Below are 16,818 nucleotides of genomic sequence, written 5' to 3' on the forward strand. Positions count from 1 at the left end.
TCCGGAAGAGCTCTCATTCGCGACCGCCTGAGGCCTGCGCGAGAGGGCGAGAAATCGGCGCGCGGGGCCGAGCTTGCGCCTGCCCGAGGAACGCCAGAGCGAGTGGGTCAGCCCACCATGAGGGCGAGGACCGGGGCGAGCAGCACATTCATGACGCCGCTGAGCACCATCGCCAGGCCCGCGATGGCGCCTTCGGTGGTGCCCACCTCCTGGGCCTTGGCGGTGCCCATGCCGTGAGCACCCATGCCGAGCATCATGCCCTTCGACAACTCGGTGCGCAGCGGCAGATAGGTGAGCAAGGCCTCGCCTACGATGACGCCCAGGATGCCGGTGAGCACGACGAACACCGACGTGAGATCGGAGTTCCCGCCGATATCGGTCGACATCGTCATCGCGAAGGGGGTGCTGATCGAGCGCGGCAGGAGACTCAGCCGCAGCGCCCCGCGGATACCGAGCACCGTTGCGAGCAGGAAGCTCGAGCCGATCGCGACGCCGCTGCCCACCAGGACGCCGACGAGCAGCACCGCCCAATGGGTGCGGATGAGATGGCGCTGTCGCCAGATCGGAACGGCGAAGGCGACCGTCGTGGGGCCGAGCAGTGTCACGAGCCAGCTCGTGTCGTGGTGGAACGTGGTGTACTTCACATTGAAGACCAGCACCAGGACGATGAGCACGGCCGGAGTGATGAGCAGCGGCATAGTCCACGCCGAGGTCCAGTGAGCGTGCACCTTCTTGCTGACCAGGTAGATGACAATCGTGAGAACTGACCAGATGATGGCGGACAGCACGGGGCTCACTTCCCTCACAGGTGGCGCAGCCCGCGGGCCCTCGAGTGCACGAGACCGGCAAAGGCAATTCGCGCGTGCGCAAGTGGGTGGGAAGCAGCGCGCGTTCCGGGATGGGACAGCAGCCGCGACATCAGTTCGATGGCCGCTGAAGTGACGACCATCACCGAGATCGTGCTCGCGAGGATGACCACCAGCACCTTGAGCCCGAGCCAACCCAGAAGCTCGGGGTGAACGATGAGGGCCACCACCGTTGGCACGAAGAACAGCAGCATCTCGGAGATCAGCCAGCCCGAGGCTCGCTCGATATCGGGAAGCACGAGAACCCTCGTGGCGAGCAAGAGCAAGGCCAGCGCCAAACCGATCACCGCACCGGGGACGGGCGCTCCCGTTGAGCTGGCAATCCGGCAGCCCAGGGCCCACAACAGCGAGAGGAGAACGAACTGGACGAGGGCGCTCTTCCTGAGCAGGGAGTGGGGGGTGAACTTCGGGTTGACGTGCGGATTCATCACTTGGTAGAGGATAGGCAGGGACCATCCCGGAATGAAATCACGTTGATAGGATCGATTCCATCATGGAATACAAGGCGTTGCGCCTGTTCGTCGAGATCGTGCGACACGGTGGCTTCACCGAGGCAGCGCAAGCCTGTGGGGTCAGCCAGTCGGCGGTGAGCAAGGCCGTGAAAGGCCTGGAATCCGAGTGCGGTTTCACCCTCCTGGAACGCGATGCCCATCACCGTCGCCGGCTGAGCCAGGCCGGCGAACTGGTCTACCGGCGCGCTCTGCGGATGATGCTCGAGCGCCAGAGTCTCGAGGAGGAACTCGACGACCTGCGCGGCCTGCGACGCGGGACCCTTCGACTGGGTCTGCCGCGCGTCGGCGCCGGCCCGCTCTTCGCGCACAGCCTGGCCACCTTCCGCCAGCGCTACCCGGGCATCGATGTGGAACTGACCGAGCACGGCAGCCAGCGCCTCCTGGAGGGCGTTGCCTCGGGTGAGGTCGAAATCGCCGCGACGATTGCCCAGCACACCGAGGGCGTCACCAGCATGCTGGTGGACAGCCAGCCCCTGGTCGTCCTCATCCGGCGCGACCACCCGCTGGCGAGGCACGCGTCCCTGCATCTGCGCGATCTGGCTCACGAGTCCTTCCTGCTCCTGAGCCAGGATTTCGCCCTCAACCAGATCGTCGCCGATGCCCTCAGCCGCGCCCAGATCATCCCGCGCACCACTACCCGCAGCACGCAGGCCGACTTCCTCATCGATCTCGTCGAGGCGGGGATGGGAGTGACGCTGCTGCCCGAGCTCGTGCTCGACAATCATCCGCTGGCCGATGTCGTGGCTGTGCCGCTCGATGAGCATCTGGAGTGGGGCATCCATCTGGTATGGCGCGAAGGCGCCCATCTCTCCCCCGCCGCCAAGGCCTGGATCGCCATAGTGCGCGAGCGGGCTGCCGACGAGAGCTCACCGTGCGCGGGGACGATCCGCCCCGAACGGGCGGCAGATCATGGCGGCCGAGCGGTCGGCACCGAGCTCAGCGCTTCACCCGGCGAGATCCGTCCCTGATCGCTCAATCGCCGATCGTGTCGCGGGCACGCTTCACGATGAGCGGATCGGGCGCAGTGACGACCTGCTCGTCCTTGCCCTCATAGTCGAACTGGCTCAAGAAGTAGCGCATGGCGTTGAGCCGCGCCCGCTTCTTGTCATTGCTGCGCACCGTGATCCACGGGGCGTGATCGGTGTCGGTGGCGGTGAACATCGCTTCCTTCGCCCGGGTGTACGCGTCCCAGCGCCCCAGGGACTCCAGATCCATCGCCGAGAGCTTCCAGCGGCGCACCGGGTCGATCTGGCGGATGGCGAAGCGGGTGCGCTGCTCGCGCTGGGTGACCGAGAACCAGAACTTCGTGAGATGGATGCCCGAGTCGACGAGCATCCTCTCGAACTCGGGCACCTGCTTCATGAAGACCCCGTACTCCTCATCGCTGCAAAAACCCATCACCCGCTCCACCCCGGCACGGTTGTACCAGGACCGGTCGAACAACACGATCTCCCCGCAGGTGGGCAGATGCTCCACATAGCGCTGGAAGTACCACTGGCCCTGCTCGACGCTCGTGGGCTTGGCCAGCGCCACCACCCGCGCGCCGCGAGGGTTGAGGTGTTCGGTGAACCGCTTGATCGTGCCTCCCTTACCCGCCGCGTCGCGGCCCTCGAAGATGACGACCACGCGCCGCCCGTTGTCCTCGCACCAGTACTGCAGCTTGAGCATCTCGATCTGCAGGAGGTATTTCTCGTGCTCGTAGACCTCGCGATCGAGCAACCTGGGGTAGGGGTAGTTCTCGCTCCAGGTCTCCACGGCCCGGCCGCCGGGATCGATGAGCTGAGGATCGGGGGAATCGCCGTCGACGACCGTGTAGCCCTGGGCAACGAGGCGATCGATGAATTCCCGTAGGTTCTCGTCCACCGCTGGCTGGACATCCTCGAGCTCTGACACCGGTGCCCTCCTCCGTCGTTGCGTGGGAGACTACTGCCAGGCACTGTCGAGAGGGTGTCGGCAGGGCAAACGGGCAGTGAATCTGCCGGCCGGTGAGGCATCCTCTGGGCAGGCGAGGAGCTCTAGCATCACAGTGGTACGGCCGGCCAGCTGCCCGGCCCGGGTTCGGTGTCCTCGCCCCACGCGGTCCCCCCATGCCCATACCCGGCGCGCGGCGCCTCGGAATCGGAGTTCACATGTCACGTCCACTAGCCCTCATCACCGGTGCCAGTTCCGGCTTCGGGGAACGCTTCGCGCACCGCTTCACCGAGGAAGGCTATGACGTGATCCTGGTCGCCCGGCGGGCAGAGCGACTGGAGAGATTGGCCGAAAAGCTGGGTACGCGCGGAGCGAACGCGCTCGTCCTGCCCGCAGACCTCTCGCAGCCCGGGGCAGCCCAGCAGCTGGTCGACGAACTCGCCCGGCGCGAACTGCGCATCTCGGCCCTCGTGAACAATGCGGGCCTGGGCAGCGTGGCTGCCTTCGGGCAGACCGATCCACAGCGGATCGAGCAGCAGATCGCGGTGAATGTCACGGCCCTGACGATGCTCACGAGACTGCTGTGGCCTCAGCTGGCCGGCAGCGAGGACGCCATCATTGTCAACGTCTCGAGCACGGCGTCCTTTCAGCCGCTCCCGGGCTTCGCGGTGTACGCGGCAACGAAGGCCTATGTACGCGCGTTGACCGAGGCGCTGTGGCGAGAAGCCAAGGGCAGCGGCATTCGGGTGCTCACTGTCGCACCTGGCCCCGCGAACACCGAGTTCTTCGAGCTCGCCGGCTCCTACTCCGCGGCGCTGGGACAGCGGGTCACCGCGCAGCAGGTCGTCGACCTGACCTTCGCCGAGCTGGCTCATGGTGCCCCGCGCCCCACGGCAGTGGTCGGAGCGTTCAACCGCATCCAGAGCGCACTCGTGAGATTCCTGCCCACCCGTCTCGTGATGGCCGTCGTCGAACGCCAGATCTCCCGGCCGCGCTGAGCCATGATCGCGGGATGTCTCACCTGATCAGAACATGTCCACGCACTGAACAGGATCTACTGGACGGACATTCGTCATGGTCCGCGGATGTCGATTAGCGTGTGAATCATGAGCGCTGATGTCGTCCTGCCTGTACCAGCCGATGAGAGCCCCGACACCGAAATCGATCACATCGGGCCCAGCTCTCCACCCACGCACGCACTGGCGAAGGCTCCGGTGGCCACACCGCAGCACTCCGTCGACGCCTTCGTGAAAGTCTTCCTCCAGGAGCTGAACACCGGTCAGGGAGTCACGCTGTCGCGTTCGACCGTCAACGACCAGTACCTCGCCCTGGCCCGCACGGTCCGCCAGTATCTCATGACCCGCTGGCTCGAGACCTCACGGCACTACGCCGAGAGCGGCTCGAAGGCCATCGGATATTTGTCCGCCGAGTACCTGCTGGGACGCCAGCTCGGCAATGCGCTGCTCGCCACCGACCTGGGCGAGGTCGCCGAGGAGGCCATGAGGGGGTGCGGGCTCGATCTGGCCAGGCTGCGGGCCCAGGAAGTCGAACCCGGACTGGGCAATGGCGGCCTGGGCCGGCTGGCCGCCTGTTTCGTCGACTCGCTGGCGACAATGGGCATTCCCTGCATCGGCTACGGGATCCGCTACGAATACGGCATCTTCAAGCAGAGCTTCGTCGACGGCCGCCAGGTGGAGCAGCCGGACCCCTGGCTCGCGCTGGGCAATCCCTGGGAGTTCCCGCACCCCGAGGCCTCCGTGCAGGTGAACTTCGGTGGACATACCGAAACCTATGACGACGGCGGTGTGCAGCGCACCCGCTGGGTCCCCGACTGGAATGTCGTGGGCGTTCCCTACAACTACATGGTCCCGGGATATCACAACGGCAAGGTGAACACCTTGCGGTTGTGGAGCGCCAAGGCCACCAACGCCTTCGACCTGGCCTTGTTCAACTCGGGTGACTATCCCGAGGCGGTGCGCGCCCAGACCTTCGCCGAGAACATCACCAAGGTGCTCTACCCGGAGGACTCCACGCCACAGGGCCGCGAGCTGCGCCTGCAGCAGCAGTACTTCTTCGTCGCCTGCTCGATCCGCGATTTCATCGAACGCGTGCTGGGCCCGGATTTCGATCTTCACCAGCTGCCCGAGCGCATCATTTTCCAGCTCAACGACACCCATCCGGTCATTGCAGTGCCCGAATTGATGCGCATCCTGGTCGACGAGCGCCATTTCGAGTGGGACGAGGCCTGGCAGATCACCAAGCAGTGCTTCGCCTATACCTGCCACACCCTGCTTCCCGAGGCTCTCGAGGTGTGGCCCACCGAGCTCCTGGGACGCCTGCTCCCGCGTCATCTGGAGATCATCCGGCGCATCAATGCGGACTTCCTCGACGAGGTGCGGGCAAGTTTCCCGGGCGACGAGCAGCGCGTGCGCAATATGTCCATCATCAGCGATGACCCGAACAGCTCGGTCCGGATGGCCTTCCTGGCCACCGTGGCGGGCACGAAGGTGAACGGTGTCGCCGAGTTGCACTCCCAGCTCCTGGCGGACAAGGTGCTGCACGATTTCGACGAGCTGTGGCCCGAGAAGTTCACCAATGTCACCAACGGGATCACCCCGCGCAGGTTCATCTGCCTGGCCAACCCGTGGCTGTCCGAGCTGATCAGCGACACCCTGGGCGTGGGCTGGGTGACCGACCTGGAGCGCCTGGCCGAGCTCGAGCCCTACGCCCAGGATCCCGACTTCCGCCGGGCATTCCGCGAGGTGAAGCAGAAGGCGAAGGTTCACGCCTCCGACATTCTTCGGGCTCGCGACGGCATCGAGTTGCCCCCGGGGCATCTGGTGGACATCATGATCAAGCGCCTGCACGAGTACAAGCGGCAGACGCTCAAGCTGCTGCACGTCGTGAGCCTGTACGAACAGGTACTCTCCGGTGAGATCACCGCCTCGCAGCTGCAGCCTCGCACGGTCATCTTCGGCGCCAAGGCAGCCCCCGGATATTGGATGGCCAAGGAGATCATCCACCTCATCAATGCGGTGGGATCGGTGATCAACACCGATCCGCGGCTCGAGGGCAGGCTCAAGATCGCCTTCCCAGCCAACTACAATGTGACGCTCGCGGAGAGGCTGATCCCAGCGGCGGACCTCTCCGAGCAGATCTCATTGGCCGGGCTCGAGGCCTCGGGCACCGGGAACATGAAACTGGCGCTCAACGGGGCCCTCACCATCGGCACCGATGATGGCGCGAATGTCGAGATCCGGCGCCTGGTGGGCGACGAGAACTTCTTCCTGTTCGGCCTGAGCGAGCCGGAAGTGGCGGCGCTGCGCGATTCGGGGTACCGGCCGCGTCAGTACTACGAGTCGAATCCGCAGCTGCGCGCGGCCCTCGACCTCATCAGCTCTGGGATCTTCTCGAACGGCAACCGCGAGGCCTTCGCGCCCATCGTGTCGAGCCTGCTCAACGAGGACCGATTCATGGTGCTCGCCGACTTCCAGTCCTATATGGAGGCCCAGCTGAGGGTCCGGGAGGCGTTCGCCGACGAGGAGGAATGGACCAAGAAGGCGATTCTCAACGTGGCTCGCTGCGGATTCTTCTCTTCAGATCGTGCGATGGGCGACTACCTCCGCGAGATCTGGCACGCCAGCGCCATCTGACGAACAGCGCTGCGCGCTCGCAGCACGATGGCCAACGGCACGAGCAGCGACGGTGGGGCCACCCCTGGACGGCGGTGGCCCCGCGTTCACTGGTCGAGAAGGTCTCGTACTGAATCGAGGATCTCGTTGGGTCGGAAGGGGTATTTCGCGATCTCGGCGTCGTCGGAGATCCCGGTGCGCACCAGCACGGTATGGACTCCGGCCTCGATACCCGCGATGACGTCCGTGTTCATCCGGTCGCCGATCATCCCGGTGGTCTCCGAGTGCGCACCCACCTTCGACATCGCCAGCCGGAACATCATGGGATTCGGCTTGCCGACCCAATAGGGCTCGAAGCCGGTCGCCTTGGAGATGAGCGCACCGATAGCTCCCGTGGACGGCACCGGCCCCTCGGCACTGGGCCCGGTCGCATCCGGATTCGTGGCGATGAGGCGGGCACCCCCGAGCACGAGACGGATCGCCTTCGTGATGGCCTCGAAGGAGTAGTACCGCGTCTCGCCGAGCACGACATAGTCCGGATCGATGTCGGTGAGGATATAACCCGCCTCGTGCAGGGCCGTGGTGAGACCGGACTCACCGATGACATAGGCCCGGCCACCGGGACGCTGGGTCTGCAAGAAGCGAGCCGTCGCCAGCGCAGACGTCCAGATGAGGTCCTCGGGCACCTGAATACCCGCCTGATGGAGCCGAGCGGACAGGTCGCGGGGAGTGAACATCGAGTTGTTCGTGAGCACGAGGAAACGCTGTCCTCGCGACTTCCATTGCTCGATGAGTTCGCCTGCGCCCGGGAGGGCCTGGGATTCCCACACCAGGACGCCGTCCATATCGGTGAGCCAGCATTCAATCTCGGATCGGTCTACCACACACCAAGTATCCCGCACGCACGCCCGCCTCAGGGCAATCCCTTCCCGCCGCGTGGTCACCGGCTCTCACCAGCAGGCCCGCTCCTCAGCTGTCTGGGACCTCAGGGCCTCATTGCCTGCGGTGGCGCACCGTGAGGATGGTCACCGCGACGACGGCGATGCCGCATCCGACAAGCGTCAGCCAGGCTCCCTGGTCGGTGCCCAGGGCATGGGCAGTATTGGTTGCCAACATGCCGGCCACCGCGACGCCCAGCACCGAGCCGACCTGTCTGCTCGCCGACGCGATGGCAGCCGCCACACCTGCCTGGGACGCTGGCAGACCCGAGACAGCGGTATTGGTGATCGGCGCGTTCACCGAGCCGGAGCCGAGCCCCATGAGGGCTCCGGCCGCCAGAATCCACCAGTCGCCCGTGCCCACCCCCAACCGGGTGAGCATGAGCGAGGCCAAGGTCAGGCTGATCCCGCCGATGAGCAGCGAGGGGCGGGGGCCGAGGGCGCCGACCAGCCGCCCCGACAGGGGGGCGGCAAAGAGCATGACGAGGGCATTGGGCAGCAGGAAGAGCCCAGCCTGCACGGCGCTGTAGTGCCGGGTGTCCTGGAGATACAAGGTGAGCAGGAACATATAGGCGCCCAGAGCGTAGAAGGCCAGTACAGCGATTGCTGTCGCGGCGGCGAAATCGGGACTGCGAAAGACCCGCATCTCGATGAGTGGCTCGTCACGGCGCAGCTCCCAGCGCACCAGTGCCACACCGCAGATCAGCGCGATGGCGAACGCGCCGAGGATGACCATCGAAGCGCCGCCCAGCCGCGGCGCCTCGATGACCCCGAAGGTCAGGGCGACGAGGGTGAGGAAGACAAGCATCTGGCCCACCGGGTCGGCGCGGCGAGCGTGGCGCGCACGCGAGTCGGGCACGAATGCGATGGTGAGAACAATGGCGAGCAGGGCGATCGGCACATTGATGTAGAAGACGGCCCGCCAGGTGACGAACTGCACCAGGAAGCCGCCCAGCACCGGGCCGACACCCATTGAGATGCCGATCACCCCGCCCCACACACCGATCGCCTGGGCCCGGCGCCTGGGATCCTCGAAGGTCTCGCGGATGATGGACAGCGCCACCGGGTTGAGCATCGAGCCGCCCACCCCTTGCAGCGCCCGGCACAGCACGAGAATGCCGGTATTGGGCGCCAGACCGCACGACAAGGAGGCCAGGGCGAACAGCGCCAGCCCATAGCGGAAGACCCTCGCTCGTCCCAGGCGGTCCCCCAGAGAGCCGGAGAAGATCAGCAGCGAGGCGAGCACGAGCAGATAGGCGTCCACGACCCACTGCAGCTCGCTGACACCGGCACCCAGCTCGCGCTGGATCGACGGGAGGGCCACATTGACGATCGTGTTGTCCATGCCCACGATGAACAGGGACATGCAACAGATGGCGAGCACCAGCCAGGGACGCAGCACCCCGATGCGGGGACGACCGGCAGGCGACTCGCCACTGGGACGTGAGCCGGGCCCGGCGCCACCGCTCACGACCGGCCTTCCGCTCGACATCGACCGCTGAGCTCAAGAGCTGTCATCCCACGACCTTCCGCACCTACCTGTACCGCAGCTGTCTCCACGCACCGGCAACGCACCGAGAGTAGTCCGTGCCCTGCGTGCCCTCCGTCACGGCACACCCGCTGTCGTCTCGCATGCTGTCGTCTCGCATGCTGTCGTCTCTCGCAGGGGGGCTTCTTGCTTCGGCCGGTGTTACGCTGACGCCGCCTCGTGTGCGAGCGACGAGGGCGCTCGCACCGCGGGTGATGGCACGGCGTATGGGGCACTGCATGTGCGGATCAGCCACAGTGAATCGGGAGCTGAGATGGCCGACTCGGTGACAACGCTGATCGTCCTTGCGGTCAGTGTGGCGCTGTTCATCTCCAACCGACTTCCGGTCGGGGTGGTCGCGATCCTCACTGCACTTGCACTGCCCGCCCTGGGCATCATCGATCTGCCCACTGCGCTGGCCGGCTTCGGCGATCCGGCCGTCATCTTCATCGCCACCCTCTTCGTGGTGAGCGAGGGCCTCGAGAAGTCCGGGATCACCGCCTGGGCAGGCCGCCAGATCACAGGGAGAGCCGGCGGCGGGCATGTTCGCCTCCTCGTGGCGGTCATGGTGGTCACCGCCATGCTCAGCGCCCTCATCTCGCCCAATGGCGCGGCGGCCGCGATGATCCCCATCACCCTGGCCGCCGCACGGTCCTCGCATCAGCGACCCGCGGCGCTGCTCATGCCAGTTGCCTTCGCCGCCAGCGCCGGCGCCCTGCTGACCCTCAGCGGCTCCGCCGTTAATGTCATGGTCTCCGAGACCGCCCGCGAGGTCAGTGGTGCCGGTTTCGGCTTCTTCGAGTTCGCGAGGGCCGGGATCATCCTGGTGGCAGGCACAGTTCTCGTGGCGATCGTCTGCGGCAGGCTCATCCCCACCAGCCGCGATGCGTCCATAAGCAAGGATTTCGGGGCCCACCTGGACACCCTGCTCGACGAGTACGAGATCGAACAGGGCTTCTTCCACCTCTTGGTGAAGGAGAGCACACAGCGAGGACTGACCGTCGAGGGCCTGCGTACTGCATCTGTGCGGGTGTATGCGGCGCAATCGAGGGCCGAGGAGATCCGCGGCACCGACGAGGTGCTGCAACCCGGCGACATCCTGCTGGCCACTGGACCCGGCGACGAGGTCCGGCGGCTGGCCGAGTCAATGGGTCTGAGCATCGAGATGGCGCCGCTGACCCGCCAGGACAAGTCCCAGCTGATCCATGAGCATGTCGGGCTCGCCGAGGTGATCGTGCCGCCGCGTTCGCCGCTGATCGGCCAGTTGTTCGTCACCGGCATGCAGCGTGGCGGGACCACGGTGCTGTCCGTTCGGCGCCGCGAGAAGGCCAGCGGCACAACGCCGGTGCGGCTGCGGGTGGGGGATGCCCTGCTGCTGCACGGCTCGTGGCCCGCGATCTTCCGGCTCGAGGACGACGAGGAGGTCCTCCTCATCGATTCCCCCGAGGAGGTCCGCCGCCAGATCGCCCCGATGGGCCGCAATGCCCGCTGGACCGCCGCTATCACCGCGGGGATGGTCATCCTGCTGGCAAGCGGCTATGTGGCACCGGCGGTAGCCGGGCTGCTTGCCGCCTGTGCCCTCGTGCTCACCGGGGTGGTGAGCGTGCCGGAGGCATATCGTGCGATCTCCTGGCAGACGGTGGTGCTCATCGGCGGCCTCATCTCCTTGTCGGTGGCTATCAGGGTCTCGGGGGCAGCCGATATCGTGGCGCACCTGGTCGTCCGGTTCGCCCGCTCCGGTGGGTTGATCGAGATCCTCGCCGTACTGTTCGTGGTGACGGCCGCGCTGGGCCAGGTGATCTCCAATACTGCGACCGCCCTGGTGATGCTGCCTATCGTCACGGCCATTTCCCAGACGACCGGAACCGATCCGCGCCTCATGCTCATGTCGCTCGCGGTGGCTTCGGGAGCCTCGGTCCTCACCCCGATCGCCACGCCCGCCAATATGATGGTGGGGGCAGCAGCCGGCTACCACTTCGGTGACTACTGGAAGTTCGGCGCAGTGACGATGGTCGTCTGGGCGGCGGTGGGCATCCTTGTCGTCCCCATGGTGTGGTGAGCCCCACAGGTGGCGAGCCACCTGCCCCACCGCAGCCCTGACCAGATGCGCTGGCATCTCGCGAGGTGACCGCAGCCCCGGTTGAGCGCGGCCGTGGGCGGCTCGCCCACCCTCGGCTCGTCGCACCGGTCGTTTTTCACATTCGACATCTGGTCGAAACACTACGGGAATCTCGGCCAATACATTGCGGGCATGAGTTCCTTGCTCAGTGGCTATCCCGTCGCGGAAAAGACCTTTGATGAGATGGTCGGCCCCGAGGGGGTCCGAGAGCTCTATGGCGAACTCGCGAAGGGTTTCGACGAACAGGGCGCCGACGAGGTCCGCCAGCGCGCCGGCTATCTCGCCTCGCGCTATCTGGACACCGGAGTCACCTTCGACTTCAGCGGTCAGGAGGAACCCTTTCCCGTCGACATCGTGCCCCGGATCATCGATGTCGCCCAATGGGGCCACATCGAATCCGGGCTCAAGCAGCGTGTCCGGGTGCTCGAGCACTTTCTCGCCGATGTGTACGGTCCAGGCAAGATCTTCGACGACGGCGTCATGCCCAGGGCCCTGGTGACCACGTCCGCGCACTTCGTCCGCGCCATCTCCGGTCAGACACCTGTCAATGGAGTACGGATCCACGTGGCTGGAATCGACTGCATCCGCGACGGCCAGGGGGTGTGGCGGATCCTGGAGGACAATGTCCGGATCCCCTCGGGGGTCTCCTATGTGCTGACCAACCGGCAGGCCACGGCAGCCGCCCTGCCCGAGGTGATGGGGCGATATGGCGTTCGGCGCGTGGACGACTACCCCGCCCGGTTGCGGGCCGCCTTGGTCAAGGCCGCCCCTGCGGGCGTGCCGGACCCCAATATCGTCGTGCTCACCCCAGGAGTGCACAACTCGGCCTATTTCGAGCACACCCTGCTGGCACGCACGATGGGCGTTCCGCTGGTCGAAGGCCGTGATCTCGTGGCCCGGCATGGCACCGTGTACCTGCGCACCACCGACGGTCTCCAGCGCGTCGACGTCATCTATCGCCGGGTGGACGACGACTTCCTCGACCCCGTGCAGTTCCGCACCGATTCGGTGCTCGGCTGCGCGGGACTGCTGTCCGCGCAGGCCAACGGCAATGTGACCATCGCGAACTCCATCGGAAACGGTGTGGCCGACGACAAGCTCGTCTACTCCTATGTGCCCGACATGATCCGCTACTACCTCCATGAGGATCCGATCCTGCCCAATGTGCGTACCTGGCGTCTGGAGGAGCCGGAGCATCTGGCGGAGGTCGTCGATCGCCTCGATGAGCTGGTCGTCAAGCCGGTGGACGGCTCGGGCGGCAAGGGCATCGTGATAGGCCCGCAGTGCAGCCGCCGGGAGATCGATGCGGTGCGCACGAAGGTGCTGGAGTCGCCGCGTGGGTGGATCGCCCAGCCACTCGTCCAGCTCTCCACGGTGCCGACCATGGCCGATGGTGTGCTGCGCCCCCGTCATGTGGACCTGCGACCCTTCGTCGTCAATGACGGTGAGGACATGTGGGTGCTGCCGGGCGGCCTGACACGGGTAGCCCTGAAGGAAGGCCAGTTCATCGTGAACTCCTCCCAGGGTGGCGGCTCGAAGGACACCTGGGTGCTCAACGCAGATGCCTGGGGCAACGAGCCGGTGCCAGCCGAATCCCACGAGGAGCGCGCACCTGGCCAGCCCGAGGTCTCCCACAGCGATGAGGCACCCGACGAGGCCGAACACCAACAGCAGCAACAACAGCAGCAACAACAGGTCAGGACTGAGGTGGGTGCCCCATGATGCTCAGCAGGATCGCCGAGTCGCTGTTCTGGATCGGGCGCTATGTCGAGAGGGCCAGCGACCAGGCCCGGGTCCTGGAGGTCCACCTCGATCTGGGATCGACGGCGACCGGGCCCCATGGCATGAACTTCGGCTCGTCGCTGTGCCGGGCCATGGGGGCCCAGCCGCTGGACTGCCTCACCTTCGAGGATGTCTGGGAGACCCTCGGGCTCAACCCGAAGTCGCCGCTGTCGATCGTCACGACCTTCGCGAACTGCCGCGAGAGCGCTCGCCGATGCCGCGAGATCCTCTCCACCTCCACCTGGGAGGCCATCAACCGTTCCTGGCGAGTGATCCAGTTCGGGGGTCTGGATCACCTCCGCCCAGCCGAGGCCTGCCGCGAGGTACGCGATTTCACGTCGATGATCGTCGGCACCCTCTCGGACACCATGACCCGCGACCAGGCCTGGTACTTCCTCGCCGCCGGACGCTATATCGAGCGGACCGATATGACGAGCCGGATCCTCTATGCGACGGTCGTAGCGCCACCACGGCCAGCAACCCACAATGTGGTGCTGCGCGCCTGCGGGGCCCAGCAGGCCTTCGTCGTCACCCGGGGACGCGAGGACACGCTCGCTGCCGCGGTGGATTTCCTCATGCGCGACCGGCTCTTCCCCCGCTCGGTCGTGCACTGCCTGGGCCGGGCACAGGAGTCATTGGCGGCGCTGGACCCTACTGTGCTGCGCTCAGGATTCGAGGACGACGCGCAACGGCTGCTCGGGCGGGCGTGCGCGAATGTGGAATACGATGCCGAGCACGACGTGATGGCCACCCTGGGTGCCACCACGACACGCCTCACCGATGTGTGCAAACAGGCCACCCAGGCCTTGACCACCCGCTACTTCGAGGGCGCCCTGGCTCCCGAGTGGAAGGAGAGGTGAGCGATGACCACCACGCTGCGGATCGTCCACACCACTGGCTACCGCTACTCGGAACCGGTCAGCGACTCCTTCAACGAGATCCGGATGCAGCCGAGGTACACCCCCGAACAGCTCATCCGGGAACGTTCGGTGCTCATCTCCCCCACCCCGTGGTCGTACTCCAGCATCGACTACTGGGGCACTCAGGTGACCTCCTTCGAACTCCATGAGCCCCACGATGTCATGACGATCCGGGTGGAGACCTCGCTCGATGTGACGCGCCGGCCTCCCGTCTCCAGTTCTCTTCGCCGCGAGGACCTCGAATCCGTCCGCGATCGCTGGAACGAGTACCTGACGATCACCCCCCTGGTCGATCCTGGCCCCGAGCTGGCGAGCAAGGCCGAGGAGATCGCCGCGCACGCCGTCACCGTGGACGAGTGCGGCCGCGGTGTCGCCGAGCTCGTGAACCGGTCATTGCACTATGCCTCCGGAACGACGACGGTCAACACCACCGCGGCCGAGGCATGGGCCACCCACAAGGGAGTCTGCCAGGACTACGCCCATCTGACGATCGGTGCGCTGCGCCACCTGGCGATCCCCTGCCGGTACGTGTCTGGCTATGTGATGGGCAGCGAGGACGCGCCGATCGGCACCGAGGTGGTCGGGGAGTCCCATGCCTGGGTGGAGTGGTGGAACGGCGCGTGGGTGGGTTTCGACCCGACGAACGACACCGTCCCCACCGAGTCCCATGTGCAGGTCGGGGTGGGGCGCGACTACCGCGATGTGCCTCCCCTGAAGGGCATGTTCCGGGGCAGGGCCAGCTCGCAGATGTTCGTCGAAGTGCGGATGACCCGACTCGCGTGATCGGTCGGGAGCTCAGTAGTCCGTGTCGGGGCCGTCCTCGAAGGCGCTGAGATTCCAGGCGACGATCCGCCAGCGCCCCTGACGGGGTTCGAGGATGGTCCACGAGCAGTTCTTGATGGAGCCCCGTTCGTGGGCCTGGGCGTAGCTCAGCCCGCACAGCGCCGCGGCACCCATCCGGATCGACACGCCGTGACTCACAATGACCACTGTCTGGCCGGGATGGGCCGACGCGATCTCTCGCAAGGCGGCACCCACCCGCCGGCCGACCTCGGTGCGCGTCTCGCCGGTGGGCGAATAGCGCCTGTCGACCAGGCTGGAGTCACGCGGGTCGATGCCGCCCTCGGCGGCGATATCGGCGAAGGTCCGTCCCGCCCAGCTGCCGACGTCGATCTCCATGAGCCGCTCGTCGGTGGCCACCGCGAGCCCGGTGAGCTCGGCCAGCGCGTCGGCAGTAGTCGTGGTGCGCTGCAGCGGGGAACTGACGATGGCATCGGGATGCAGGGCAGCCACCTTGGGTGCCGCCTCGCGCGCCTGGTTGATGCCGGTGAAGTTCAGCGGCACATCGGTCTGTCCCTGGAAGCGGCTGGCCAGATTCCAGTCTGTCTGGCCGTGACGCCACAGCACCAGGCGTGTCGGTGCGCTCACGAGGCACCCTCCTCGTGGTCGATAACGGGTAATTGCAGCTCGGGACAGTCGCGCCAGAGCCTTTCCAGTCCGTAGCTGGCCCGGTCCTCGATGTGGAAGACGTGGACCACCAGATCGCCGTAGTCGAGCAGCACCCAGCGATTCGCGCCGTGGCCCTCCCGGCGCAGCGTGTGCTCCCCCACATCCAGCAGGGCATCCTCGATGGCGTCGACGATGGCCCCCACCTGGCGCTCGCCTCGCCCCGAGACGATGAGGAAGGTGTCGGCGATGGCGAGTTGCTCGCTCACATCGCGCCCCACGATGTCCACTGCCAGCTTGTCCGACGCCGCCTGGGCTGCCACCCGGGTGATCTCCAAGGCGTGCTCCGTGGCCGCCATCAGCGATTCTCCTCCTTCTGCAGCGAACCAGCGGGCCGCTCACTGCGTGCGTCAACCGTGCCCTGAGGGACCGGATCGGGCCGCAGGATCTGGGATTCATTTGCCTCGGTGTACAGGCCCCGCTTGGCGACATACTGCACGACCCCGTCGGGCACCAGATACCACAGCGGCAGGCCCGCTGCGACCCGGGTACGGCACTCGGTGGAAGAGATCGCCAGGGCAGGCACCTCGAGCAAGGTCACCTTGTCCGAGGGCAGGTGGGAGAGATCGCTGCGGTGCAGGTTCACGCCCGGTCGGGTGACCCCGACGAAGTGCGCCAGGTCGAACAGCTCATCGGCACCACGCCAGGTGAGGATCGAGCGCAGCGCATCGGCTCCGGTGATGAAGTACAGGTCCAGGTTGCCGCCGCGTTCGGCCCTGATGTCGCGCAGCGTGTCGACGGTATAGGTGTTGCCCGCCCGGTCGATGTCGACCCGGCTCACGGTGAACTGGGGGTTCGAGGCCGTCGCGATGACCGTCATGAGATAACGGTCCTCCCCCTTGCTGACCCGCCGGCCGGCCTTCTGCCAGGGAACGCCGGTGGGCACGAAAACCACCTCGTCGAGATCGAAGCGGGCAGCCACCTCACTGGCCGCCACCAGGTGGCCGTGATGGATCGGGTCGAAGGTGCCGCCCATCACGCCGAGCCGGTAGCGCCGCCAGGTGTTCGTGCGAGCCAGTCCCAGATCCAGGCCCGAGTGCTCATCGCCTCCGGACCCACCCTGACCGGAGCCGAGCGGCGGAGGGGCTTGTTCGGGCATGCGTT

General features: G+C 66.3%; 15 protein-coding genes. 7 read left to right on the forward strand and 8 right to left on the reverse strand.

What is annotated here, in order from left to right:
* Positions 1 to 107: 107 nt before the first annotated feature.
* Both BMX93_RS06940 and BMX93_RS06945 read right to left on the reverse strand, forming a co-directional pair.
* The gene (locus BMX93_RS06940; protein ID WP_218139254.1) at positions 108 to 797 is read right to left on the reverse strand and encodes an LrgB family protein; all 690 of its coding nucleotides are present in this window, start codon (positions 795 to 797) and stop codon (positions 108 to 110) included.
* 5 nt (positions 798 to 802) lie between these two features.
* A complete protein-coding gene (locus tag BMX93_RS06945) occupies positions 803 to 1,294 on the reverse strand; it encodes a CidA/LrgA family protein (RefSeq protein ID WP_091969441.1) in 492 nt (163 codons plus the stop codon).
* A gap of 65 nt (positions 1,295 to 1,359) precedes the next feature.
* On the opposite strand from BMX93_RS06945, the gene BMX93_RS06950 reads away from it, so the two are divergent.
* Complete coding sequence (locus tag BMX93_RS06950; protein ID WP_091969443.1) at positions 1,360 to 2,346, forward strand: LysR family transcriptional regulator; 987 nt, start codon at positions 1,360 to 1,362, stop codon at positions 2,344 to 2,346.
* Positions 2,347 to 2,350: 4 nt separating this feature from the next.
* Here the strand turns inward: BMX93_RS06950 and ppk2 are convergent, their stop codons facing one another.
* Positions 2,351 to 3,271 carry a polyphosphate kinase 2 gene (gene ppk2, locus BMX93_RS06955; RefSeq protein ID WP_091969445.1) on the reverse strand — a complete coding sequence of 307 codons (921 nt, stop codon included), beginning with the start codon at positions 3,269 to 3,271 and terminating at the stop codon, positions 2,351 to 2,353.
* 236 nt (positions 3,272 to 3,507) lie between these two features.
* Between ppk2 and BMX93_RS06960 the strand changes: the two genes are divergently transcribed.
* Positions 3,508 to 4,287: an SDR family NAD(P)-dependent oxidoreductase gene (locus BMX93_RS06960; protein ID WP_218139256.1), complete on the forward strand. Its 780-nt coding sequence runs from the start codon at positions 3,508 to 3,510 to the stop codon at positions 4,285 to 4,287.
* Between the two features lie 108 nt (positions 4,288 to 4,395).
* Positions 4,396 to 6,942, forward strand: coding sequence for a glycogen/starch/alpha-glucan phosphorylase (locus BMX93_RS06965; protein WP_091969447.1), 2,547 nt, complete (start codon positions 4,396 to 4,398; stop codon positions 6,940 to 6,942).
* A gap of 86 nt (positions 6,943 to 7,028) precedes the next feature.
* On the opposite strand, the gene BMX93_RS06970 is transcribed toward BMX93_RS06965, so the two are convergent.
* A complete protein-coding gene (locus BMX93_RS06970; protein ID WP_218139260.1) occupies positions 7,029 to 7,766 on the reverse strand; it encodes an HAD-IIA family hydrolase in 738 nt (245 codons plus the stop codon).
* A 148-nt stretch (positions 7,767 to 7,914) separates the two neighbouring features.
* Entirely contained in the window at positions 7,915 to 9,330 is a 1,416-nt protein-coding gene (locus BMX93_RS06975) for an MFS transporter (protein ID WP_245725775.1), read from the reverse strand.
* A gap of 331 nt (positions 9,331 to 9,661) precedes the next feature.
* On the opposite strand from BMX93_RS06975, the gene BMX93_RS06980 reads away from it, so the two are divergent.
* From BMX93_RS06980 to BMX93_RS06995, 4 genes are all read left to right on the forward strand, one after another.
* Positions 9,662 to 11,446: an SLC13 family permease gene (locus BMX93_RS06980; protein ID WP_091969463.1), complete on the forward strand. Its 1,785-nt coding sequence runs from the start codon at positions 9,662 to 9,664 to the stop codon at positions 11,444 to 11,446.
* A gap of 192 nt (positions 11,447 to 11,638) precedes the next feature.
* Entirely contained in the window at positions 11,639 to 13,228 is a 1,590-nt protein-coding gene (locus BMX93_RS06985) for a circularly permuted type 2 ATP-grasp protein (RefSeq protein WP_091969561.1), read from the forward strand.
* Positions 13,225 to 14,148, forward strand: a complete 924-nt coding sequence (locus BMX93_RS06990) for an alpha-E domain-containing protein (RefSeq protein ID WP_218139257.1) — start codon at positions 13,225 to 13,227, stop codon at positions 14,146 to 14,148. Before BMX93_RS06985 ends, BMX93_RS06990 begins: the two co-directional genes overlap by 4 nt.
* Positions 14,149 to 14,151: 3 nt before the next feature.
* Positions 14,152 to 14,991 carry a transglutaminase family protein gene (locus tag BMX93_RS06995; protein WP_091969464.1) on the forward strand — a complete coding sequence of 280 codons (840 nt, stop codon included), beginning with the start codon at positions 14,152 to 14,154 and terminating at the stop codon, positions 14,989 to 14,991.
* A 12-nt stretch (positions 14,992 to 15,003) separates the two neighbouring features.
* Here the strand turns inward: BMX93_RS06995 and BMX93_RS07000 are convergent, their stop codons facing one another.
* From BMX93_RS07000 to nadD, 3 genes are read right to left on the reverse strand one after another with little or no spacing between them, the layout of a single operon-like run.
* The gene (locus tag BMX93_RS07000) at positions 15,004 to 15,636 is read right to left on the reverse strand and encodes a histidine phosphatase family protein (protein WP_218139258.1); all 633 of its coding nucleotides are present in this window, start codon (positions 15,634 to 15,636) and stop codon (positions 15,004 to 15,006) included.
* Positions 15,633 to 16,013, reverse strand: coding sequence for a ribosome silencing factor (rsfS, locus tag BMX93_RS07005; protein WP_091969466.1), 381 nt, complete (start codon positions 16,011 to 16,013; stop codon positions 15,633 to 15,635). Before rsfS ends, BMX93_RS07000 begins: the two co-directional genes overlap by 4 nt.
* Positions 16,013 to 16,813, reverse strand: a complete 801-nt coding sequence (gene nadD / locus BMX93_RS07010; RefSeq protein ID WP_281245648.1) for a nicotinate-nucleotide adenylyltransferase — start codon at positions 16,811 to 16,813, stop codon at positions 16,013 to 16,015. Before nadD ends, rsfS begins: the two co-directional genes overlap by 1 nt.
* Positions 16,814 to 16,818: the final 5 nt, after the last annotated feature.

Source organism: Propionibacterium cyclohexanicum (genome assembly GCF_900111365.1).
In the GTDB taxonomy this organism is placed as follows: domain Bacteria; phylum Actinomycetota; class Actinomycetes; order Propionibacteriales; family Propionibacteriaceae; genus Propionibacterium; species Propionibacterium cyclohexanicum.